Annotated in this window: 18 protein-coding genes; 1 reads left to right on the top strand and 17 read right to left on the bottom strand. The window is 61.8% G+C overall.

All coding sequences use genetic code 11. The annotated features are described in order from the left end of the window. Window positions 1–10: 10 nt before the first annotated feature. The 17 genes from DESPIG_RS05080 to DESPIG_RS05000 form a co-directional block, all read right to left on the bottom strand. Window positions 11–1,474 (bottom strand): 30S ribosomal protein S1, encoded by a 1,464-nt coding sequence (locus DESPIG_RS05080; protein WP_006005797.1) that lies wholly within the window; start codon window positions 1,472–1,474, stop codon window positions 11–13. Window positions 1,475–1,914: 440 nt separating this feature from the next. Then, complete coding sequence (locus tag DESPIG_RS05075; protein WP_006005795.1) at window positions 1,915–5,607, bottom strand: SbcC/MukB-like Walker B domain-containing protein; 3,693 nt, start codon at window positions 5,605–5,607, stop codon at window positions 1,915–1,917. Between the two features lie 8 nt (window positions 5,608–5,615). Beyond that, complete coding sequence (locus DESPIG_RS05070; RefSeq protein WP_040369295.1) at window positions 5,616–6,845, bottom strand: exonuclease SbcCD subunit D C-terminal domain-containing protein; 1,230 nt, start codon at window positions 6,843–6,845, stop codon at window positions 5,616–5,618. A 164-nt stretch (window positions 6,846–7,009) separates the two neighbouring features. Beyond that, a complete protein-coding gene (locus DESPIG_RS05065; protein WP_006005790.1) occupies window positions 7,010–7,432 on the bottom strand; it encodes a hypothetical protein in 423 nt (140 codons plus the stop codon). A gap of 87 nt (window positions 7,433–7,519) precedes the next feature. Next, window positions 7,520–8,302: a 4-hydroxy-tetrahydrodipicolinate reductase gene (dapB, locus tag DESPIG_RS05060; protein ID WP_006005788.1), complete on the bottom strand. Its 783-nt coding sequence runs from the start codon at window positions 8,300–8,302 to the stop codon at window positions 7,520–7,522. A 28-nt stretch (window positions 8,303–8,330) separates the two neighbouring features. Further along, complete coding sequence (gene ligA, locus DESPIG_RS05055) at window positions 8,331–10,340, bottom strand: NAD-dependent DNA ligase LigA (RefSeq protein WP_187119502.1); 2,010 nt, start codon at window positions 10,338–10,340, stop codon at window positions 8,331–8,333. Window positions 10,341–10,516: 176 nt separating this feature from the next. Further along, window positions 10,517–12,538 carry an excinuclease ABC subunit UvrB gene (uvrB, locus tag DESPIG_RS05050; RefSeq protein WP_040369293.1) on the bottom strand — a complete coding sequence of 674 codons (2,022 nt, stop codon included), beginning with the start codon at window positions 12,536–12,538 and terminating at the stop codon, window positions 10,517–10,519. Continuing rightward, window positions 12,538–13,281, bottom strand: coding sequence for a leucyl/phenylalanyl-tRNA--protein transferase (gene aat, locus DESPIG_RS05045; RefSeq protein WP_006005783.1), 744 nt, complete (start codon window positions 13,279–13,281; stop codon window positions 12,538–12,540). Before aat ends, uvrB begins: the two co-directional genes overlap by 1 nt. Beyond that, window positions 13,274–15,580, bottom strand: coding sequence for an ATP-dependent Clp protease ATP-binding subunit ClpA (gene clpA, locus DESPIG_RS05040; protein ID WP_006005781.1), 2,307 nt, complete (start codon window positions 15,578–15,580; stop codon window positions 13,274–13,276). The genes aat and clpA overlap by 8 nt, the downstream gene beginning before the upstream one ends. 7 nt (window positions 15,581–15,587) lie before the next feature. Then, on the bottom strand, window positions 15,588–15,908 hold the full coding sequence (clpS, locus tag DESPIG_RS05035; protein ID WP_006005779.1) for an ATP-dependent Clp protease adapter ClpS: 321 nt from the start codon (window positions 15,906–15,908) through the stop codon (window positions 15,588–15,590). Continuing rightward, window positions 15,898–16,533 carry a class IV adenylate cyclase gene (locus DESPIG_RS05030; protein WP_006005777.1) on the bottom strand — a complete coding sequence of 212 codons (636 nt, stop codon included), beginning with the start codon at window positions 16,531–16,533 and terminating at the stop codon, window positions 15,898–15,900. Before DESPIG_RS05030 ends, clpS begins: the two co-directional genes overlap by 11 nt. An 8-nt stretch (window positions 16,534–16,541) precedes the next feature. Next, on the bottom strand, window positions 16,542–17,879 hold the full coding sequence (gene radA / locus DESPIG_RS05025; protein ID WP_040369428.1) for a DNA repair protein RadA: 1,338 nt from the start codon (window positions 17,877–17,879) through the stop codon (window positions 16,542–16,544). A gap of 303 nt (window positions 17,880–18,182) precedes the next feature. After that, window positions 18,183–18,896, bottom strand: a complete 714-nt coding sequence (locus DESPIG_RS05020; RefSeq protein WP_006005771.1) for a DUF3426 domain-containing protein — start codon at window positions 18,894–18,896, stop codon at window positions 18,183–18,185. Between the two features lie 23 nt (window positions 18,897–18,919). Further along, window positions 18,920–19,465 (bottom strand): hypoxanthine phosphoribosyltransferase, encoded by a 546-nt coding sequence (gene hpt, locus DESPIG_RS05015; RefSeq protein ID WP_006005770.1) that lies wholly within the window; start codon window positions 19,463–19,465, stop codon window positions 18,920–18,922. 1 nt (window position 19,466) lies between these two features. Next, entirely contained in the window at window positions 19,467–19,937 is a 471-nt protein-coding gene (locus tag DESPIG_RS05010; RefSeq protein ID WP_006005768.1) for an N-acetyltransferase, read from the bottom strand. After that, window positions 19,937–20,398, bottom strand: coding sequence for a TlpA family protein disulfide reductase (locus DESPIG_RS05005; protein ID WP_006005765.1), 462 nt, complete (start codon window positions 20,396–20,398; stop codon window positions 19,937–19,939). The genes DESPIG_RS05010 and DESPIG_RS05005 overlap by 1 nt, the downstream gene beginning before the upstream one ends. 4 nt (window positions 20,399–20,402) lie before the next feature. Then, the gene (locus DESPIG_RS05000; RefSeq protein ID WP_006005764.1) at window positions 20,403–22,805 is read right to left on the bottom strand and encodes a homocysteine S-methyltransferase family protein; all 2,403 of its coding nucleotides are present in this window, start codon (window positions 22,803–22,805) and stop codon (window positions 20,403–20,405) included. A 167-nt stretch (window positions 22,806–22,972) separates the two neighbouring features. Between DESPIG_RS05000 and DESPIG_RS04995 the strand changes: the two genes are divergently transcribed. Beyond that, window positions 22,973–24,067 (top strand): sigma-70 family RNA polymerase sigma factor, encoded by a 1,095-nt coding sequence (locus DESPIG_RS04995; RefSeq protein ID WP_006005762.1) that lies wholly within the window; start codon window positions 22,973–22,975, stop codon window positions 24,065–24,067. Window positions 24,068–24,070: the final 3 nt, after the last annotated feature.

Here is a 24,070-nt window from a genome sequence, read left to right as displayed (position 1 = left end):
GGCACACTCCTTAGCGTTTGTTTTGCAGAGCCTTCTGCAAAGCCTGTGCCATGATGCTCATACCGGCATCCTTGGGAGCGGAGCTAGTGTGCTGTTTCCAGGATTTGTCTTCAGCGGCGGAAGCCTCTTCCATACCTTCGGGGGCCAGGCTGATGCGGCGGGCAGCCGTATCCACGGACTGCACGACCAGGGTCACGCTGTCGCCCTTGTCCAGCTTGGAGAAGTCACCGCTGTTCTTGGCATTCTTGATGACGCCGGCGGGCAGCAGACCGGTGATGCCGGGAGCCAGGCTCACGAACAGGCCGAACTGGCTGCGGCTTTCCACCGTACCGGTCACCACGGTACCGGCAGCGAAGCGCTGGCCGGCATCCTGCCAGGGATCGCCTTCGGCGTCACGCAGACTCAGGGAGATGCGGCGGCTTTCCACGTTGATCTCCTTGATCTTGACGGAGATCACGTCGCCCACGTTCACCACGTCCTCGGCCTTGTTCACGCGCTTGGTCCAGGACATTTCGGAAAGGTGCACCAGGCCTTCCACGCCGGGCAGCAGTTCCACGAAGGCACCGAAGGGAGCGATGCGCACGACCTTGCCTTCCACCACGGTACCGGCGGCCAGACGGTCAGCGGCCTGCAGCCAGGGATCGCCTTCGGCCTTCTTGCGGGACAGGGAGATACGGGTGCGGCCCTTGTCGTCCTTGCTGACGGACAGGAGCTTGGCGCGCACCACGTCGCCCACGGCCACAGCTTCGTCAGCGCTGTTCACGCGGGACCAGGACAGTTCGGAAAGATGGATCATGCCTTCCACGCCGGGGGCCAGTTCCATGAAGGCACCAAAGGAGGCCAGACGGGTGATGCGGCCTTCCACGGTATCGCCCACATTGAGGGAAGCCAGGACCTTTTCCAGGTTTTCCTGACGTTCGCGATCCAGCAGGGCACGGCGGGAAACCACGATATTGCGGCCGCGGTTTTCCACACGGATGATGAGGAACTGCATGGTGCGGCCCACCAGGGCTTCGGCGTCGGCCACGCTCACGCTGTCCATCTGGCTGCCGGGGCAGAAAGCGTTCTTGCCCATCACGCTGACGGTGTAACCGCCCTTGCAGGTACCGGTCACGCGGCCGTCCACGGGCACACCGGCGTCACGGGCGTCTTCCAGGGCGGCCATGCCGGCGCCACTCATGGAGCGGGACAGACGGATCTCACCAGCGGAGGTACCCACCACATAGACTTCGATGCTGTCACCGGGGGCAACGCTTTCGTTGCCTTCGGCATCGAGGATGTCCTTGCGGTCCATGATACCATCCAGCTTGATGCCCACATCCACAAAGACAGAGTCACCGGTGATGGTGATGATGGTGCCCGTCACTTTCTGACCAGGCTGCAGGCGCACAGTGCCGGCTTCCTGGGCCGCGAACATGGCGGCGAAGTCTTCGCTGCCTTCTTCGAAGGTGGACAGATTCTTTTCGTCAGTCATGGTATATTTGCTCCTTAAACAAATAATTTCCTGTGAAGTCCCCTTGTATAGCGCATTCAGCGCCAGAAAACAACAAAGATGCTGACGGCAATCCCGGCACGGGATATGGCTAATTTTTGGACAGGTGGACAATTTTTGGACGCTGCTCTCTGACAGAGTGGCAGGAGGGAAAAATCCTCCATAAAGTTCATGTAAAGCTTTAAATAATTGGCTTTCAGGAGGTAATTTTTGCAGTATACTGCCTGTGCCTGCCTTTCGGAGGCTTTTGAAATAAATTATCAGGAATGACTTTCAAAAATGTACAGCTCAAATTTTGATTTTAAGCCCTTAAAAATTTTTTTTCGACCCAATAATCATAAACTCCTGAAAACGGCTTAAAATCGATTTTAAGCCGTTTTCAGGAGTTTTGTCATATGTCACGCTATTAACAGGATATATTATCAATTATCAAGGTCAGCTTTGTTCTGACATCCGGGGCCAAAGATACGACTTCTGCCACCACCGACGGGAAGGACTTCGATCTGGGTGGGGACCCGTTCCTTCAATCCCTGCACATGAGAGATGATGCCGATGAGCTTCCCCCGCTGTTGCAGACTGGCCAAAGTACTCAGGGCCGTATCCAGGGCATCTTCATCCAGCGTGCCGAAGCCTTCATCAAGGAACAGGGAGTCGACCCGCGTGGTACGGCTGGCCATCTGGGAGAGCCCCAGGGCCAAAGCCAGGCTGACAAGGAAGCTTTCCCCCCCGGAAAGATTCTTGGTACTGCGCAGCTCCCCGGCCTGGTAGTTGTCGTGGATATTCAGCTCCAGCGGCCCGTTGCCCACTTCCAGCACATAGCGGTCGGTCATTTTGACCAGCTGGCGGTTGGCATGGGCGACCATCAATTCAAGATTCATCTGCTGGACGATATTACGGAATTTTTTTCCGTCAGCGGAACCTATCAACTCTTGCAGCGCGGACCATTGCTCGAACACGCGTTCCTGCTGTTCGATGCGTTCCACGAGCAGGCGCTGCTCCTGCCGCACGCGCTCATTGTCCGCCAGCCGTTGCAGGCATGAGCCCTGTTCCTGTTGCAGGGCTGCCTGCTGGTGTTCCAGCGTTGCCAGCTCCTGCCCCAGCTCTTCCCTGTTTTTTGTCGTCAGGGCCTTGGCGGTCTCGGTGGCCAGATGCTCCCTGGCCGCCCTGCTCCGTCCTGCCAGTTCCATGCGGACTTCGTGCAACTCCTGCGACAAGCGCTCCAGCCCTTCTCTTTCTTCCGCAGGCAGACAGGCTTGCAAAAAGCTCCGTTCGTCGGTGAAGGCTTCCTGCTGCAGGCCCTGTGCGAAGGCCTGACCGGCGTGCACCGTCTGTTCGGCGATACTGGCCAGCAAGGCATCTTTTTCTCTGATGGCGGACTCTGTCATGGTGACCACATCCGACATCCTGCTGACTGCGGCCGTCTGATCGGCAAGCCGCTGCTCATCCCGCGTCACCGCCTGGGCCAGATCGGCCTCGACTTCCTGGACATCTTTTTCAGCAAACAGGGCCAGGCGCTGCTCGTGCAGCTTTTTCCACTGCCCTTCGCGCTCCCGGGCTTCCCGCTGTTGCGACTCCAGGTGCGCCTGTTGCGACTTCACTTCCTGGTCATGCTGGCTTGCCGCCAGCTCGAGCTCCTGCCGGGAAGCGGCCAGGCGTGAAAGGGCAGCCGTCTGACGTTCCCATTCCGTGCGGCGTGTCTTCAAGGCAGATGATATATGCAGGAGTTCCCCTCCGGCGATGCCGAGACCATAGGCAGCCAGCATCGTGTCGAGCGCCTGTCTTCCCTGCTCTCCCTCTTGCCGCAATTGCGCCAACTCCTGCCGCATGCGCTGCTGCTCGGCAGTGGCCAGAGCCAGCTCATGTTTGAACTGCTCGACGGCCTGATCCAGCATCGTCTTCTGTTCCTGCATGCGGGGAACATTGCTCTCCAGCATCCGGCAGGTTTCTTCAAGCTTGCCTGCTGCGGAGATCCGCTGATAAAGCTGCCGCAAAAGTTCGGTCAGCCGCTCCTGCTGTTCCCGCACGAAAGTAGCGGCACTTTCCGGAGGTTCCCGCAACAGGGAAGGCAGACCGGCCTTCTCTGCCAACTGGGCAAGATATTCTTGTGATCCCTGGAGCTTGTCCTGAAGCGAGCGGGCGTTCTCCATACCGACGAGCAGGTTTTGCTCCAGACCTGTCAGCCGTTCCCGCAAGGCGGCACACTGCTGATCCGTCATTGCGAAGCGCCGGCGGACGTCCTCCACCTGCTGCCAGTTATCGGAAGCCGGCAGCCCCTGCAAAAGGTAGGGATGCTCCAGCGAACCGCACAAGGGGCAGGCATGTCCTTCCTCAAGCGAAGCACGGTGCTGCTCCAGGCTGGCGATGCGCAGAGCCAGCATGCGTTCACGCTCCAGGCTGGCCAGTGAGATCTCCAGGGCATCCCGCAAGGCCTGTTGCTGTTCCAGCAAGGCTTTGCTTTGCTCGCGCTGCTCCTGCCATTGCTGCAGCTGCTGCCGCCAGCGCTGCAACTCGGCATGATACAGGAAAACATCCTTCAGGGATTTCTCAACAGCCTGCAACAGCAGGATCTTTTTCTGGATACCGTTGTATTCCTCCTGCCATTGAAGCAGGGAGCGCCCCTCCAGAAGTTTTTCCTTTTCCTCCACCAGCTGCTGGCGTCTGTTCTCCACCTGAGCCAGTTCTGCAGCGGCGACTTCCTGATGCCGGAGACGTTCGGCCAGTCGCGCGTTGCCCTTCTCCAGTTGCTGGCTGATCTGTCGCAGGGCCATATCCCGTTGCTGCTGCTTTTGCTCCAGATCATGCGCCCGCTGGATACCGGCCTCGATACCGCTCAGCTGCTCTACCAGTCCGGCGTCCGCCGCATGCTTTTCCAGCCAGCTTTCCACGGAGGCCTGCTGTCGAAGGATATCATCAAGCGCCTGCCGCCGACTGTCACAGCGAGCTTTCAATGAAGCAAGGGCCTGTTCCTGCTGGCGAACTTCCAGCAGAACACGGCGAACTTCCTTTTCCGAGCTTTCCAGCTGGATGTCGAGGGCCCTGACCTGGTGCAGCAACGGTGTCTGGCGGGCCTGCTCGGCCTTGGCCTGCTCGAGCTGGCGGGCGCATTCATCCTGTTTGTGCCGGGCTTCCTGCAATTTCTCCTGCAAGCGGGGCAGTTCCGTGGCATGGTTCTGCCGCTGTTCCGTCAGCAGGTTTTGCTGATGGCGCAGTTGCAGCAAGGCAGAGTAGCTGCCTTCCAGCCGGGCAGCCCTCTGCGCCTGCTCCAGCCGCAAAGCCTGCGGACGAAATGCCTGCTCCTTGAGGACGAGTTTTTCCTCTTCCGCTTCTATCTGGGCCAGTTGTCCCCGGGCCGTATCGAGCCCCTGCAACCACTGCAAGGCTTGCTGCAGCTGCTGCAGCCGGATTTTGGACTGGCGGCTCTGGTCTTCCAGGCGGGATAGCTGCTGCCGCAAAGCCTGTTCTTCGTCTACAGGCAGCAGGGGCTTACCGGCCAGTTCCTTGCGCATGTCTTCCAGCAGGAGCTTTTCCTGCCGGTGCCGCTCGTGTACCAGCATGGAGATACGGCTGTACTTCTCCGTGCCGGTGATGCTCTCAAGAATGGGGGCCCGGCTGTCGGCCGAAGCATCGAGGAACGCCGAAAAACCGCCCTGCGCCAGCATCATGGAGCGGGTGAAGCGGTCAAAATCCAGCCCGGTGATTTCGGTGACCACCCTGGCCATATCCCTTTTTTGAGCACAGATGATCTGGCCGCTATCCGCGTCCGCGATCTCGTGCCGGGCCGCCTGGAGCCTGCCTTCCGGGGATTTCCGGGCCCGGCGCTGGCTCCAGTGGCAGCGGTAACGGCGCCCGGAGGCGATCTGGAAGACCACTTCCGCCATGCATTCCCCGGTCTGACGGGACATGATCTCGTTCTCGCTGTCGCTCAGGGTCTTGAGCCGCGGCGTCCGCCCGTACAGGGCCAGACAGATGGCGTCCAGGATGGTCGTCTTGCCGGCCCCCGTAGGGCCCGTGATGGCAAAGATACCGGCGGAGACGAAGTCGGGTCTGGTAAGATCTATCTCCCAGACACCGGTCAGGGAATTGAGGTTCTGGAAACGTATGTTCTGGATGCGCATGGCGGCCTCTATTCGGCGTTACTGTCGGTTTCGTGCATGGCGGTGAGGATCTCGCCGTACAGGCGCATGAGCAGATCGGCCTGGGCGCCTTCTATCTTCCGGGCGGCAAGACAGCGCGAAAAAACTTCCGTCTCGCTCAGTTCTTCAAGGTTCCTGCCCGTATCGTCCAGGCCCGGCTGGCTGTCCAGCAGACGCGCATTGCGAATCTTCAGGACGCGCAGCCCGCTCCCGGCCACGGCCGTCTCCACCTGCTGACGCAGGCTGCCCTCAAGGTCATCGCCGGTATAGACCACTTCCAGCCAGGCGGAACTGCCGCTGTCCCGCAGCGCTGCCAGGCGGCTGCGTATATCGCTCATGGAACCGCTCACTCGCTCCAGCTTCTGGAATTCCGGCACAGGCAGCAACTCCACACGGGCCGAACGCCCGGCAAAGTCTATCAGGCAGACGCTTTTGGACTGCGAGGCTTCACCAAAGCCCATGGGCAGGGGCGAGCCGCTGTAGCGCATATGCTCCATGCCCCCTACCCGCTGCGGCACATGCAGATGCCCCAGGGCCAGATAATCGACGCACGGCGGGAAGATGGACGCCGGGACATGCGCCAGCGAGCCCACATAAAGATCACGCACGCCATCGCCATCAACGGTCTGGCCACCGGCAGTGAACAAGTGCCCCATGCAGAGCAGGGGGACATCAGGCGCCAGACGATCCCGCAGCGCCGCCGCCTCTTCCAGGACCTGCGCGTAGTGCCGGCGGATGGCCTCCTGCATCTTGCTTTCCTTGTCGCCGCTGCTCTCCCCTTCTTCCACCAGACGCATGTCGGCATCACGCAGGAAGGGGACGGCGCAGACGATGAGGGCGACCTTGCCCTGGGCATCACGCAGGACTTTGATCTCTTCCTCAGGATCTTCGGGAAGGTTGCCTACCACATGGACGTCCAGGACCTGCAGGATCTCGCGCGAAGCCCCCAGCATGGACGGAGAGTCATGGTTGCCGGCAGTGATGACCACATGCCGGCAGGAGGAAAGATAGACCTGCCGCAAAAAACCATAATACAGGCGCTGGGCCTTGTTGCTGGGCGTGCCGCTATCGAAGATGTCCCCGGAAACGACCAGGACATCCACTTCTTTTTCCTGCAATGTGCGGGCAAGCCAGTCCAGGAAAGCCGAAAATTCCTCGTAGCGTTTCTGGCCGAAAAGCGAGCGGCCAAGATGCCAGTCCGATGTATGAAGTACGCGCATGAGTAAAGGCCGGTTTGATCCCGGATACGGCAGTGTGGAAAAATGGCAAAACTGACCGCCATGCGGCGGTCCTTTTAGTTATAAGGCCGAAAAAAAGGCCTGTGAAGGCCCGGAAATGCAGAAAAAAGTATAAAGAAACGCCCTGCTTGCGCAGGGCGTCCTTGTTAGTAAGCGCTGATGTATTCGTCCAGGTTGCCGGCGGAACAGTTCCGGCTCACCCAGAAAGCCGAGGCCCAGACCATCAAGGCTGTGGCCTGGGTATCATCCAGGCTTTTGAGCTTGCTCTCCAGACTGGAGCGGCTGGCGCCATGCCGGGTGTGCAGGTTGTTGAGCTCACAGGCATCGCTGACCCGCAGCAGCAGATAGGACAAACGCGTGTGGTCAGGCAGCAGGCGCGTATCCTTGTGCGCTTCCACGATGGTCTTCAGTTCGCCCACGGTGAACATCTGCTTGATGTTGGCCATGGCGCGGAAAAACGTATCCACGGCCCAGGGCAGGATGAATTCAGCTCCGGCGCTCTTGGTACGAAAGTAATCCTTGAGCCAGCGTTCCTGCTCGTCGTTGATGCGTGCTGCTACCTGTGGCATGGGGCCCCCGTAGGCGTCTGCGACGCCATTTTCCTGCGTGATTTGTGTAGAGCCTACCGCAGGGCCCGTCAAAATTCAAGATATTTTCTAGAAAATGTCTTGCATTCCGTACAGACGTCCCGGCTGCTGTCCGCACAGCCAGGCAGCGGCCCGCAGGGCCCCCTGGGCGAAGGTCTCGCGCGAGTGGGCCTGATGGGTCACTTCGATGCGCTCGCCGGGGCCCATGAAGTAGACCGTGTGCACACCGACCACATCGCCGCCGCGAATGGCCTGGATGCCGATCTGCGCCTTGGGGCGCTCACCGATGATGCCGTCACGGGCGGAACAGCGGACGTCATCCAGATCCCAGCCACGGGCTTCGGCCAGGCATTCGCCCAGACGCAGGGCCGTACCGCTGGGGGAGTCCTTCTTGCGGTTATGATGCAGCTCCACCATCTCGATATCGTACTTTTCACCAAGGGCACGGGTCAGCTCGGGCAGGACCTTGAGCAGCACGTTGACGCCGATGCTCATATTGGGGGCCCAGAACATACGGCAGCTTTCGGCCAGCTTTGCCAGTTCCTGCTTCTGTTCATTGGTGAAGCCGGTGGTGCCGATCACATGGGCCGCACCGAACTTGGCCACACTACGGGCCGTGGCCAGGCTGACCTCGGGAGCGGTGAAATCCACGACGACAGCTTTGCCGTCCAGATCCTGCAGCAGATCTTCCACATTCTGGCTCACCGGGCACGGCAGCGCGGCCAGACCGGCAGCAAATTCGCTGCGTTCCACCACGCCCGCAAGCGTGAAGGCGGGGTCTTCCTGCACCAGCGTGCAGATGGTCCGGCCCATACGGCCATTGGCACCCATGACGATGATCGGCGTGCTCATTGCTTCACCTGTCCTGTTCTGTTGAAAGTTATGCGTCCGTCCTGTCAGCAAGCAGATCCAAAAAAGCTGCTTCATCAAGAACGGTGATCCCCAGGCTTTGGGCTTTTTCCAGTTTGCTGCCCGGATTTTCGCCCACCACAAGGATGTCCAGTTTTTTGCTCACACTGCCCAGCACCACGGCACCGGCCGCCTCGGCCAGCTGTTTAGCCTTGCCTCGCGCCATGGAAAGCGTGCCGGTGAAGAGGATGTTCTTTCCCTGCAGGGGGCCCTCCCCGGCTGCCTCGGCAGGTTCCGCCGCAGCCACGGGCCACAGGCCTGCCTCGCGCAAGCCGGCCAGCATGTGCTGATTGGCCGGGCTTTCAAAAAAGCTGCGGATGGAGCTGGCCACTTCGGGCCCCACGTCCGGCAGCTCCAGCAGACGCTGGGTATCGGCGGCCGCCAGGGCATCCATATCATAAAAATGCGCCGCCAGCATGCGGGCGGTCTGTTCGCCCACATGGCGGATGCCCAGAGCACTGATGAGGCGGGCCAGCGTGGCATTATGGCGGGCATCGTCGAAAGCATCCACGATCTTGCGGGCCAGCACGTCCCCCATACGGTCGAAGGGCAGCAGATCCTGTACCGTGAGCCGGAACAGCTGTTTCGGGCTGGTGACATGCCCGCTGCTGACCAGCTGCTCTATCCATTTCTGACCCACGCCCTGCACATCCAGACCGGCTTTGGACACGAAATGGCAGATGGAGCGCAAGCGCACCGCCGGGCAGGAGATATTGCCGCAGCGCCAGGCCGCCTCACCGGGTTCGCGATGGGCGGGCTCGCCGCAGACGGGACAGATATGCGGGAATTCGAACGGTCGTGCGCCCGAAGGACGCTCCTCCAGCACCGGGCCCACCACTTCGGGGATGACATCGCCTGCCCGCTGCACGATGACCGTATCCCCTACCCGTACGTCCTTGGCCAGGATCTCGTCCTCGTTATGCAGGGTGGCGCGGGTGACCATGACTCCGCCCACGGCCACCGGTTCCAGCTGGGCCACGGGGGTCAGGACACCGGTGCGCCCCACCTGGATCTCGATACCGGTCAGACGGGTATGCACCTGCATGGCCGGGAATTTGAAGGCGATGGCAAAGCGCGGTGCGCGGGCCGTAAAGCCCAGGGCCTCCTGCGCTTCCAGATCATCCTGCTTGGCCACGGCACCGTCGATCTCCATGGGAAAATCCGCCCTGCCCTGACGCACGCTTTCCACATAGGCTTCTACAGCGGCCGGATCGGCGCAGAGTTTGCCGTCAGGCGGCGTCAAAAAACCGTAGTCACGCAGCCGGGCCGCCAGTTCATGCTGGAAGTGGCAGGGTTCCGCCTGTCCCCAGCGGGCTTCGCCCAGGCTGTAGGCCAGGAATCGCAGGGGCATCTGCTGGGTGTTGGCGACATCCAGCTGGCGCAGGGCCCCGGCAGCGGCATTGCGCGGATTGGCCAAGAGCTTCTGGCCCAGGGATTCCCGGCGCTCGTTGATGGCGGCAAAATCTTTTTTATAGATGACCACCTCGCCGCGTACTTCCAGCCGTTCCGGGAAGGGGCCGGTCCCGCGCAGTCGCAGGGGGACCGTACGGATGGTACGCACGGCCTCGGTGACCACTTCGCCCTCCTCTCCGTCCCCACGGGTCAGCGCCTGTTGCAGGACGCCATCCTCATAGATGATCTCCAGAGCAAGACCATCCAGCTTGGGATCGCACCAGAAGGCCAAAGGTGCTTCGGGAAGGGCGCGCTGCATGCGGGCCACGAATTCCTGCCATTCCTCGGCGGAAAAGACGTTGTCCAGACCATACATGCGCTGACGGTGACGCTGTTTGGGCAGGCCGCCCAGCAAACCGCCGCCCACACGCAGCGTGGGCGAGTGAGGGCTGCGCCATTGCGGATAGTCTTCCTCCAGCGCTTTCAGTTCCCGGAACAGGGCATCGTACTGGTCATCGCTGATGACCGGTTTGTCCAGCGTATGGTACAGATAGTTGTGATGCTCCAGGATGGTCGTCAGCCATGCCATCCTTTCCTGGGGCCTGTCCCTGGGCGGTTCGGGCAGGCTCAAAGGATCCGCAGGCGCAGAGGCTGCGGACGCGGCAGACGACACGACGGCTTTTCCCGCCGTCTTCTTCTCGGCCTGTTTTTTAGGGGCGGGCGCGGCAGGTGCACCGAAAAGGGAAAGCTGTTCTGGACTCATGATCACTCCGGCAGGGCGATAAGGCGTTCACGCAGGGCCCGGATGCGGTCCCGCAGGGCAGCGGCACGCTCGAACTCCAGTTCCCGGGCCGCCTCGCGCATCTCTTTTTCCAGACGCTGGACCAGCGCCGCGGTATCTTCGGCAGTCAGGGGCACGGCATCGTCCTGACGGGACGCACGCCCCTTGCCCTTGCCCCGGGACGAAGAGCTGGTATCCACATACAGGGCATCCAGCGGAGATTCAAGACTTTTCCGGGTGCTCCGGGGGGTGATGCCGTGCTCCGTGTTATAGGCGGTCTGCTTGGCCCGGCGCCGTTCGGTCTCATCCATGGCCGCACGCATGGAGGCCGTGACCGTATCGGCATACAGGATGACATGCCCGTGGACGTTACGCGCCGCACGGCCAAAGGTCTGGATGAGCGAACCTGTGGAGCGCAGGAAACCTTCCTTGTCGGCGTCCAGGATGCACACCAGCGAGACCTCGGGGATGTCCAGGCCTTCGCGCAGCAGGTTGATGCCCACCAGCACGTCGAACTCCCCTTGCCGCAGGGCCCTGATGATCTGCAAACGCTCCAGGGTATCGATATCCGAATGCAGGTAGCGGGCATTGACGCCCATATTGCAGCAATACTCGGTCAGGTCCTCGGCCATGCGCTTGGTAAGGGTGGTCACCAGCACCCGTTCCCCACGCCGGATGCGTTCCCGGCATTCTCCCAGCAGGTCTTCCATCTGCCCCTTGGTGGGGCGTACCTCCACTTCCGGATCCACCAGCCCTGTGGGGCGGATGATCTGCTCGGAAATGATGCCCTGGGACTGGTCCATCTCGTATTTGCCCGGTGTGGCCGAAACGTAGACCACCTGATGCAGCAGGGAACGGAACTCGTCGAACTGCAGGGGACGGTTGTCCAGGGCCGAGGGCAGGCGAAAACCGTAGTCCACAAGGGTCTGCTTGCGCGAGCGGTCACCTTTGAACATGCCGCCCACCTGCGGCACGGTGATGTGGGACTCGTCCACGAACAGGATGAAGTCCTCGGGAAAATAATTGAGCAGGCAGGAAGGCGGTTCCCCGGCCTTGCGGCCATCCAGATGGCGGGAATAGTTCTCGATGCCGTTGCAGTAGCCCAGCTCCTCGATCATCTCCAGATCCAGCTGGGTCCGCTGCTCCAGACGCTGCGCCTCCACCAGACGCCCGCTGGCCTTGAAGGCCGTCAGCCGTTCCAGCAGCTCCTGACGGATGTCGGCCGTGGTCCGCTTGAGGTTGTCCTGGGCGGAAACGAAGTGGCTGGCCGGATAGATGACGGTCTTGCCCACTTCCGCCAGCACATCCCCGGTCAGCGGGTCCACCTCGCGCATGGAGTCGATGTCGTCACCGAAAAACTCGATGCGCAGGGCCCGTTCGTGATGGTAGGCGGGGATAATCTCCAGAACGTCCCCGCGCACACGGAAGGTACCGCGATGGAAGTCATAGTCGTTGCGTTCGTACTGGACTTCCACCAGACGGGTGATGAGGGCATCCATGGACATATGCTGCCCCACTTCCACCGGGATGATCATGCGGGCGTAGAACTCGGGCGAGCCCAGACCGTAGATACAGGAGACCGAAGCCACAATGATCACGTCACGCCGGGTCAGCAGAGCATGGGTCGCGGCATGGCGCAATTTGTCGATGTTGTCGTTGATGGACGAATCTTTCTCGATATATGTGTCCGAGGCGGGCACATAGGCTTCCGGCTGGTAGTAGTCGTAATAGCTGACGAAATACTCCACAGCGTTCTGCGGAAAAAATTCGCGGAACTCGTTATAGAGCTGGGCGGCCAGCGTCTTGTTGGGGGCCAGCACCAGCGCCGGACGGCCGCAACGGGCGATGACATTGACCATGGTGAAGGTCTTGCCGGAGCCGGTCACGCCCAGCAGGATCTGTTCCGGCACGCCGGCTTCCAGATTGGCCACCAGGGAATCGATGGCCTCCGGCTGGTCACCTGTGGGGACATAGGCGCTATGGAGCTTGAAAGGAGACTGGTTCATCATCGCTCGTCGGGAAGCCAGCCCAGGGCAGCATCATAGCGGAAAGGCATCCGCCACGGCTGCCACGGCAGCTGGGAGACAGGTTCAGGATCAGGGACAGGCACCGCCTGCCGCAGGAGCCCCAGGAATTCCTTGCGGGGGATGTCCCGCGCGCCCATGGCCAGCATATGGGGCGTGGCCTGCTGGCAGTCCAGCAAAAGGAAATCCCGCCCGCGCAGGAACGCCACCAGGCCCGCAAGGGCCGCCCGCGAGGCCTCGGGGCAGCGGTGGAACATGGATTCCCCGAAAAAGGCCCGCCCCAGGGCCACACCGTACAGGCCGCCCAGCAGCTCCCCATCCCGCCAGGCTTCCACGGAATGGGCATAGCCCAGGGCATGCAGACGTTCATAGGCCGCTATCATCTCGGGCAGTATCCAGGTCCCCTCTCCGTCGCGTCGCGGCGCCGCACACGCCCGGATGACGCGGGAAAAAGCCGTATCCATCCGCAGCTCGAACGGATGGTTGCGCAAGGCCCGTGCACTGCGCCGCGGCAGCTGGAAGGCATCCAGCGGCAGCACGCAGCGGGGATCGGGGCACCACCACAGCAGGGGCATGTCTTCACCGTACCAGGGGAAGATGCCCCGACTGTAGGCTGCCAGCAGACGTGCCGGCAGCAGATCGCCACCGGCACACAATATCCCTTCTGCGGTGCAGCATCCCGGCGAGGGGAACTGCGCCGCATACAGAGCTATCTGCTCACGCATCTTTGCGGCTGTCATCCCCCTCCTCCGCTTCCGCGCCCTGTGCAGGGGCCGCGTCAGGGAACTGGAGCACGAGTTCATTATCCTTGACCCCCAGGCGGACGAGACCGCCGTGGCGCAAACGGCCAAAGAGCAGCTCGCCGGCCAGGGCGTCTTCCACCCGGCTGCGCAGCAGACGCCGCAGCGGGCGCGCACCCATGGCGGGATCATAGCCCTTTTCCGCCAGCCAGGCACGAGCACGCGGCGTAGAGGCCAGCGTGACCTGCTGCTCCGCAAGGCTGTTCCCGATCTCGCGCAGGAACTTGTCCACGATGCGCTGCATCATGGCAGGCGTGAGGGCCCGGAACGGGATCATGGCGTCGAGACGGTTGCGGAATTCTGGCGTGAACAGGCGTTCCACCGCCCCCAGAGCCTTGCGGGCCGCATCTCCGGGCGCAGCCTTGCCAAAGCCTATGCTGGCCTTGGACATCTCGAACGTTCCGGCATTGGAGGTCATGATGAGCACCGTATGGGAAAAGTCCGTCTTGCGGCCGGAATTGTCCGTCAGGGTACCGTAGTCCATGACCTGCAACAGGATGTTGAAGATGTCGGGGTGGGCCTTTTCAATCTCGTCCAGCAGGACCACAGAATACGGGGCCTTGCGCACGGCCTCGGTCAGCAGACCGCCCTGGTCGAAGCCCACATAGCCTGGCGGCGAACCGATGAGCCGCGAGACCGTGTGCGGTTCCATGTATTCGCTCATGTCATAGCGCAGGAACTCCACGCCCATGGTCTGGGCCAAGCCGCGGGCCAGCTCCGTCTTGCCCACGCCGGTGGGGCCATAGAAAAGGAAGGCGCCCGTGGGCCGCTGACGCTGCCCCAGGCCCGCGCGCGAACGCAGGATGGCGCGCACGGTCTGCTCCACGGCTTCTTCCTGCCCGAAGACGATCTGCTTGAGGTTCTTTTCCAGATTGGCCAGGCGATTCCGCTCCTGGCCCGAGACCGTCCTTACGGGCACACCGGCCATGCGGGCCACGATGCGTTCCACGTCGGACACCGTGACGGCGGCCATCCGTTTTTCATCCTTGCGGCGCAGGTCAACGGCGGCCCCCACTTCGTCCATCACGTCGATGGCCTTGTCAGGCTGCAAACGGTCACGGACATACCGGTTGGAAAGGTCCACGATGCTGCGCAGCACGGTCTCGCTGTAACGCACGCGGTGATGGCCCGCGTAATGGGTCTGCAAGCCGTTGAGGATGGCAAAGCAGTCCTCGGCATTGGGTTCCCCCACGTCGATACGCTGGAAACGCCGCGTCAGGGCCCTGTCTTTTTCCAGATGGTTACGGAACTCCTCATGGGTGGTGGAGCCGATGCAGCGCAGCTCCCCGCTGGCCAGCACGGGCTTGAGCAGGTTGGAAGCGTCCATGGAACCGCCGGAAGTGGCCCCGGCCCCCACGATGGTATGGATCTCGTCGATGAAGACCACCGCATCCGGAATGTTCTTGAGCTCTTCCACGATGGCCTTGAGACGGCTTTCGAACTCACCGCGATAGCGGGTACCGGCCAGGATCAGGCCCATATCGAGGGCGTAGATCTTGACGTCCTTGAACTTTTTGGGGACCTGCCCCTGGGCGATGCGCAGAGCCAGACCTTCGGCCAGTGCGGTCTTGCCCACACCGGGATCGCCCACGAACAGGGGATTGTTCTTGCGGCGGCGGCACAGGACCTCGATGGCCCTGTCCAGCTCTTCCTGACGCCCTACCAGGGGATCGATCTTGCCGTCACGGGCACGGGCGGTGAGCTCGGTGGCGTATTTTTCCAGGACATTCTCCCCGGCCTCGCCCTCTTCCTTCTCCCTGGCGGCATCGGGGGCCACGCCCCGGGATCCGCCCCCTTCCGGCATACCGTGCGAGATGAAGGTCAACGCGTCCAGACGGTCTACTCCCTGACGCGTCAGGAAGTAGTGAGCGTAGCTGTCCTCTTCATCCAGGATGGCCACGAACAGGTCGCCCAGTTCCACCTGGCTCCGTCCCGAAGCGTGGATATGCCCCAGGGCCCGTTCGAGCACCCGCTGCACACCGGCGGTCTGGTGGACTTCGTGCTCACCCTGGTCCGGCAGCACCTGCATCTCGTTACGGAAAAAGCCTTCCAGCTGTTCGCGCAACACCGCCACACTGGCCCCGCTGCCTTCCAGCAGCAGGCGGCCGGGGGCCACGGTCGTCAATGAGAACAGGATGTGCTCCACCGTCAGCAATTCATGCCTGCGGCGTTGCACTTCCTGGACGGCAACCTTCAAAACTTCCTGAACAGCAGCACTGAGCATACGAGCCTCAACGATATTTTTCCATGGTACAGCGCAAGGGGAAGCCCGCTGCGCGGGCCCGCCGCCTGACGAGCGCCACCTTTGTTTCCGCTATCTCATGCGTATAGACGCCGCACTGGCCGATGCCCTGCTGATGGACGGCCAGCATGATGGCCGTGGCTTCTTCCGGTGTCTTGTGGAAAATGTCGCACAGGACGCCGACGACGAAGTCCATGCTCGTATAATCGTCGTTATGGAGCAGGACCACGTAACGGTCCGGTTCCTTGATTTTTTTCTTGACGATGGTGGCAGTGTCCGTTCCCGGCTCATTCCAGGTTTCATCGGCCATGAGGGCTATCCTCCACGATAGGCAGGCCCAGATCCCGGCGCCAGCGGGCCAGTTCTTCGGGCGTGAAAACAAACGACAGGTCGGGCGGCAGATCATTTCGCTTCCGCCATTCCTGATGAAGATAATGATAACTTTGAGTACTAACCGGGACGTCGTCAAGCCCCAGCAGGGCTTCCAGACGCAGGATCTCTTCCTCGGGCCCCTCCAGCTCAACCACGCGGGCAAAGGGGACGATATCCATGTCGATACTGGTATGCTCCAGCGTCCAGGTCTCCCGGATCTTTTCATAACAGGCACGGACCACATAGCCCAGACCTTCCAGGATGCTGTGCATCTGCGCGGCATCGGCAACGGGCGTCTCCCGCTCTTCACGCACCTTGAAGGCCGCATCCGGCGCGGAGACGGGCGGAAGTTTGAGGGTCAGCACGTTTTGCGCGTGATCCGGCCATTCCTGTGTGCGCAGACGCAGCAAATGATGCCCGGCACGCAAGGAACCGTCAGGCAGGTCATAGATGCGGTTCCGTTCCAGATGGACGTCCCCTCCCTGCGCGCCGCATTGACGCAGGCGATGGCGCAAGCTGTCGAAATCGACTTCGAGATATTTGCGTTCTATTTCAAGAGCCATGGTTATGCTCACTGTTTACGATGAAAAAGTTTCTGCTGCAGGTCCGCGATGGTCGCGATACCGCCCTTGCCGGGATGGATCACGGGCTCGAAACCCAGACGGCGCGCCTGGGCCAGACGGAGGTCGTGGGCGGCCACGGGCCGCACCTGTCCGTTAAGGTCCACCTCGCCCCACAGGACACATTTTTCCGGCAGAGGGACGTCATAATACGACGACAGCACCGCCGCCACCAGGGCCAAATCCAGCCCTGGTTCCTGCAGCTTCATGCCGCCGCCGACCTTGGCATAGATGTCCACCTGCCCGAAATTGAGCTTGAGGCGCTTTTCCAGCACGGCCAGCAGCAAATGCAGACGATTGGCATCGAAGCCGAGGGCCGCACGCCGGGGGATGCTGAGGAAGGTCCGGGCCACCAGGGCCTGCACTTCCACCGCCAGCGGACGCTGCCCGTCCACGGCCATGACCACCGCCGTGCCGGACAGGGAGGCGTCACGATCGCCCAGAAAAAACGTGGAAGGGTCATCCACCACTTCCATGCCCCGGCCTCCCATGCGGAAGACCAGCAGTTCTTCATTGGGGCCAAAACGGTTCTTGAAGACGCGCAACAGGCGGAACATCTGGCGGCGGTCCCCCTCAAGGGAGATGACGGTATCCACCATATGCTCCAGCAGGCGGGGACCGGCCAGGACCCCGTCCTTGGTCACATGGCCCACCAGCACCAGCGTGACGCCCAGACGGCGGCAGGCTTCCAGCAGGGCCATGCTCACGGCACGCACCTGATTGACGTTGCCGGGCAGGCCTTCGGCATCGACGCTGCTCATGGTCTGCACCGAGTCCACCACCAGCAGGCGGGGCGGCGCCAGTTCCAGAGCGGCGATGACCTCGTCCACACTGGAAGTGGACATGGCCAGCAGATTGTCATGCAGCATGCCGAGCCGCTGTCCCCGGGCCTTGATCTGCGGCAGGGATTCTTCGCCGCTGGCGTACAGCACCCTGCCCCCCTGGGCGGCGACCAGACCCGCCACCTGCAACAAAAGGGTGGACTTGCCGATGCCCGGCTCACCGCCGATAAGGATGGCCGCTCCCGGTACCAGGCCTTTGCCCAGCACCCTGTCCAGCGAGGCGATGCCGCTAGGATAGGGATGGTGCCCTGTCTCGGCCACATCCTGCAACGGCACGGGGCGGTTGCCCGCGGGGACGGATACCCGGGAAGTGCTGCGGGACAGGGCCTTGGGCTGGGCCGCAGCCTGCAGGGTGTTCCACTCATGGCAGCCGGGGCACTGGCCACGCCATTGCAGGGTCTGCGCGCCACAGGCTGAACAGATAAAGACTTCTCTCGTTTTAGCCATGGCATAAAAAATAAAAAAAAAGTGCAGCCCATGCAAGCATGTGCAGCAAACTTCGGCTCTTGTGTACGACACGTTGCAATATCGCGTCATCGCGGATGCAGTCATGATGCGGAATTGCGTCATGGATTTGCATCATCATTTGTGTTTTTTATCACATGCAGATCAGGATAGCCTTTCCCCACTCGCTCTTTCGCAACGTTGCAGCTTTCAGGACTGCAGCGTGGCCTTGCCGCCACCCCAGGAGCATTCCCAAGGCATAAAAAAAGCCCCTTACGGGGCTTTGAGGACATTTCGTCATGATGCCTAGCGCGGCAGGGGCACCCCCTTCTTCGCATCCACGATGGCGACGTAGAACTCGTTGACATCGTTGGGCGGGCTGTCGAACACGACCATGAAAGGAGCGCTGGCGCCGGGCAGCAGGGTCACATTGGCCCCCTGCTCCTTCTCGGGGTCAGCCAGGCGGCTGGCCATAGCTTCCTTGTCCAGCACGGAAAGCTGCAAAGGGGTCAGCTGGTTACCGGCGGTCTGGCGACTGGACGCGATGACCTTCTGGTCCTGTCCGTAAAGCACGGCTTCCACGGTGATCATGCTCACGGGCTGGGGGAACTCATTGACCACCCTGCCCTCGATGACCAGTATCTTGCCCATTTTCTCGTTGTTCACGTAGTACTGACGCACGTCCTTCATGGTCAGCAGGGCGATGTTCTCAGCGGTCGCTGCCGATCCCTGGACCGGCGTCAGGGGGCGTTCATGCCAGCAGTACCAGTAGACGGCGGCACCGCCGCAGGCCAGCAAAAGCAGCAGCATCAGCCAGAACAGCCAGCGCCGCCGGGGGCGGGGCTGCTCCACATCGTCCGGCAGAAGGTCCGGGATGGGCGCAGGGGCAGGAGCAGGCTCAGGCAATTGCAGGGCAAAGACCGTCTTGCATACGGAGCAGCGCAATTTCGCACCCGGCCGGGCAAGATTCTCCGGCAGGTTGAAACGGCTGGCGCAATGGGGGCATTGGATTTCCATCATTTGGCTCCAGGTGCGGACAGGGGCTAGTCCCCGGTGGACTCGAAGACCAGCTCTTCCACATCAGGCAGGGCCCGATATTTTTCAGCATAATCAAGGCCGTAGCCGACGATGAAGCCTTCCTCGAGCTTGAAGCCCGCAAAGTCGACGCGCACGTCCACTTCGCGGCGTTCGTTCTTGTCCACCAGCGCGGCCAAACGCAGGCTGCGGGCCCCGCGGGCCTCGAACTGGCGCATCAGGAACTGCATGGACAGGCCGCTGTCCACCACGTCCTCGACGATCAGCACATGCTTGCCGGTGATGTCGCAGTCCACGTCCTTGCTGAACACCACATGGCGGGAACTGGACGTCCCCTTGCCGTAGCTGGACAGGCGGACGAAATCCAGTTCAAGGTTCTCCGTACGCATGGCCCGGACAAGGTCGGTGAAAAAGAACACCGCACCCTTAAGGACGCAGACGGCCACCAGAGGCTCATCACCGTAAAAAGCATCGATCTCGGCGGCCATGGCTCGCACACGTTCGGCGATCTGGTCGGAGGTATAGACGATCTTGCGTTCCTTGATGGCGTTCATCTTACTCGAGCTCCAGGAACATGGCGGTTTCGTCGCAGTCGGGGTACTTGGCGCAGTGCACGCAGTCGGCCCAGATCTTCTGGGGCAGGACGCCCTTGTCCACCTCATGGAAGCCGATGCGTTCAAAGAAAGCCGCCTGATAGGTCAGGGAGAAGACTTTTTTGAGGTGCAGGATGCGACAGTCATCGACGCAGGCCATCACGATCTTGCGGCCCAGGCCCTGCTTGCGCAGATCTTCGCGTACGGCCAGGGAGCAGACTTCGGCCAGGTCTTCCCAGACAGGCGCCAGGGCGCAACAGGCGGCCAGGCCGCCCCGGGGATCGTCGATGACCAGGAAATTACGGACATGGCCGTACAGAAAGATCAGCGCACGGGGCAGCAGCAGGCCCTTGCGCGCATTTTCCATCAGCAGGGCATGGATATCCTTCACATCGTCCATGGTCGCACGGCGTACCGTGTAGGTGTCGCTCATTACTTTTGCTCTCCGAGAGAATCAAAGATTTCCGTCAGTTCTTTTTTCGAGACCATGCCCGACCCCATCAGGGCCAGACGCCCGTTCTTGCCGTAGAAAACATTGTGCGGGATGGTGCGCACGTTGAAGGCACGGATCACATCATCACCGGCCCTGTATACAGGGTAGTCGACCTTCAGACGTTTAAGGAAGGCCGGGAGCGTGCTCGCGTCCTCATCCACCGAGAGCCCCACGATGACGACCTTGCCCTCATATTTGGGCGCCAGGCTGACGAGATCCGGGATCTCCTCACGGCAGGGGGGGCACCAGGTGGCGAAGAAGTTGAGCATGACGACCTTGCCCTTGTGCTGGGCCACGATGGAGGTCAGGTCCTTGAGCCCCACGGTCTTGTACTCCTGGGCCTGCGCCAGGCAGGGCAGGAACAGGGTCAGAAGCAGCAGGGGCAAAACAAATCGCTTCATGGGATTATCCTGTGACAAACTGTTTGGCGGCCCGCACTGCGCTGACCGCATCTTCGCAATAAGCGTCCGCACCGATGGCATCGGCAAAGGCCTGGGTCACGGCAGCGCCGCCCACCAGTACTTTAATGGGGAGATCGCGCTCCCGCACCAGGCGGATGGTATCTTCCATCCGTACCATGGTCGTGGTCATCAGAGCCGACAGGCCGATGATACGCGCCTTATGTTCCAAAGCGCAAGCGACAATCTGCTCCGCCGGGACATCCTTGCCGGCGTCGATGACGTCGAAGCCGTGGTTGCCCAGCAGCAGGCAGACGATGTTCTTGCCGATATCGTGGATGTCCCCTTCCACGGTGGCCATGACGATCACGGGGCGTTCCTCGGGACCGCGGCTCTTTTCCAGCAGGGGCTTGAGGTGGGCGAAGGCCTTCTGCATGGTCTCCGCCGCGCGGATGAGCTGCGGCAGGAAGTACTCCCGGCGCTCATAGCGCGTCCCCACCTCGGTGATGGCCGGGATCAGGACGTCCTGCACCAGGGCGAAAGGTTCGGCACCGGCGGCCAGTTCCTTTTCCAGCAGGGGCAGCACGTTCTCCAGATCGCCGAAAAGGACGGCATCCCCCAGGGTCTCGGCAGCGGCGCCCGGTCCCGTGCCGGCCCTGACCACACCGCCGCTGGCTTTCCAGTCGGCATAGGAGGCGATGAATGAACCGGCGTTGCTGTCGCTCCCCTGCAGCACGGCTACGGCATCACAGGCCTCATGCAGACGGGGGGCGGAAGGATTGGCGATACAGGAAGACAGACCGGCACCCGCGCACATGGCCATGAAGGTGGCATTGAGCAGGTCGCGGGCAGGCAGGCCGAACGAGACATTGGAAAGCCCCAGCGTGGTCGCCAGGCCCTGGCTGCGGCACCAGCGGACCATCTCAAGGCATTGCAGGGCGCCCTCAGGCTTGGAGGACACCGACAGGGCCAGGATGTCCACCATCACCAGACGGCGGGGGATGCCCAGGGCGTCGGCCTGCTCCAGCAGTTTTTCCACGATGGCGATACGCTCGGAGGCCCGGACGGGCAGCTTCGTCCCCTGCAGGGGAAGCAGGATGAAGGGCGCGCCGAAATCGCGGCAGACCGGCCCCAACAGCTCCATGCGTCCGGCTTCGCCGCTGATGGAATTGACAAGGAAGGAGCCCGGACAGTAGGGCAATGCCCGGGCGATGGCCTGGGCATTGGAAGAATCCAGCGACAGGGGCACGTCCACCCGGGAGACCAGACGCTGCACCAGATCGGGCAGGAGCACGGTCTCGTCCACCAAGGACGCGCCCACGTTCACGTCAAGGATACGGGCCCCGGCCTGCAGCTGCTCATCGGCCAGACGGAAAGCCTCGTCGAACTGCCCGGCCTGCAGCTGACGGGTCAGTTCCTTCTTGCCCGTGGGATTGATGCGCTCGCCGATGACGCTGAACGGCTGCCCTTCTCCCAGGCGCAGGAGCTGCGAACGACTGGTCAGGCAGATGCCCGCGGGGCTGACCACCGGACGCTCGTCGCAGGACACGCTTTCCAGGGCCTGGCGCAGGGCCGCCAGATGCCGGGGCGTGGTACCGCAGCAGCCGCCCAGCACCCGTGCTCCACGGGCCGCGAACGCCGCCGTTTTTTGGGCAAAGGCTTCCGGCCCCAGCGGAAAAACGGTCTCCGAGCCGCGCAGTTCCGGCAGCCCGGCATTGGGTTCCGCGACGACGGGACAGGCACAGACGGACAGCAGCTCTTCCACCACGGGCAGCATCTGGTCCGGCCCCAGACTGCAGTTGGTACCCAGGGCCGCAACGCCCATGTTCTGCATGGTCTCGGCAAAAATGGTGGGAGAAGAGCCCGTCAGGCTGGCGCCCTGTTCGAAGGTCATGGAGACCATGACGGGCAAGTCGCAGACCTGACGCGCAGCCGTCACGGCGGCCCTGGCTTCGGCCAAGTCGAACTGGGTCTCGATGAAGATGAGGTCCGCACCACCGGCCACAAGGCCGCGGATCTGTTCCGAGAAGGCCTTGATGAGCTCTTCAGGCTCCATATCGCCCAGAGGACGGGCAAAATGGCCGCTCGGGCCCACGTTGCCGGCCACGAAGACGGGACGTCCGGCCTGGGCGGCAGCGGCGCGCGCGGTCTCCACCATCCGCTTGTTGAAGGTAAAAACATCCAGGGAGGCCGGGAGCTTGCAGGGATTGCCGCCGAACGTGCACGAAGTGATGATGTCCACTCCCGCATCGAGATAGGCTTTGTGGATACCCTGAAGGATATCCGGTCGCTCCATGCAGAACTCTTCCGGGCTCACCCCGGCCGGCAGGCCGGAAGCCTGCAACATGGTCCCCATGGCGCCATCGAGCAACAACGGGCGCCTTTCCGCAAGGCGCTGAACAAATTTCATTCCTGTACCCAGCCTTTGTAATAAAATGTGGCATCTGCCCGTCAAAGGGCCGGCCGCAAGGCAGCCGCAAGGCTTTTACTACTGAAAATCATTGAAAAGGACAAATCAAAACTATAGCATGGGGCTACACCGACATCAGGGATGTCATCAGCCCCCTGAGGAAAATAATGAAGAAAAACAACAAGAATGTCCCCGATCACCCTTCTTCCGCGCCTGTGGCGGACGTGGAAGTCCTGGATGCCGCAGACGAAGACAGCTCTCTGGACTCGCTGGAAGAACTCGATGAGGACAGCCTCGACCAGGGCGAGATACTGGATGTGGGCGACGACGGCCCCATGCTGCTCACCGAAGGCAGCCATGACGAATCCAGCCTCCCTGCGCCGTCCATGCCCCGCCTGCCGTCCACCGGCGGCCGGGACAGTTTGCAGCTTTACCTGCGCGAGGTGAGCCGCTTCCCCATGCTCAAGCCCGAGGAAGAACACGAGCTGGCCGTGCGGGTCCGCGATCATAACGACCCCGACGCGGCCTTCCGGCTGGTCTCGTCGCATCTGCGCCTTGTGGTGCGCATCGCCATGGATTTCCAGCGCCGCTGGATGCAGAACGTCCTCGACCTCGTCCAGGAAGGCAATGTGGGCCTCATGCGGGCCGTCAACAAGTTCGACCCCGACAAGGGCATCAAATTCTCCTACTACGCTTCCTTCTGGATCAAGGCCTATATCCTCAAGTTCATCATGGATAACTGGCGCATGGTCAAGATCGGCACCACCCAGGTGCAGCGCAAGCTGTTCTACAACCTCAATCGAGAACGGCAAAAGCTGATAGCCCAGGGCTTCGATCCCGATGCCGCCATGCTCTCCGAGCGTCTGGGCGTCAGCGAGGAACAGATCACCGAGATGGACCAGCGCCTTGCCGCCAACGATCTTTCCCTCAACGCCCAGGTGGGGGAAGATGCCGGCGGTGCCACCCGCATGGACTTCCTCCCGGCTCTTGGCCCGGGCATCGAAGACAGCCTGGGGGATTCCGAAGTGGCGGAGCTGTTGCGCGAAAAGCTCAAGACCATCCTGCCCAAGCTCAACGAAAAGGAACTCTATATCCTGCAGAACCGCCTGCTGACAGATGACCCCGTCACCTTGCGCGAGATCGGCGAACGATATAACGTGACCCGCGAACGCGTGCGCCAGCTGGAAGCCCGTCTTCTGGAGAAGATCCGCCAGCATCTGGCCCTGGACATCAAGGACTTTTCCGACGCCTGGATTCAATAATCT

This window comes from Desulfovibrio piger ATCC 29098 (assembly GCF_000156375.1).
GTDB lineage: Bacteria > Desulfobacterota > Desulfovibrionia > Desulfovibrionales > Desulfovibrionaceae > Desulfovibrio > Desulfovibrio piger.
Note: the sequence above shows the minus strand (reverse complement) of the source record. Positions and strands in the feature narration are given on the sequence as shown.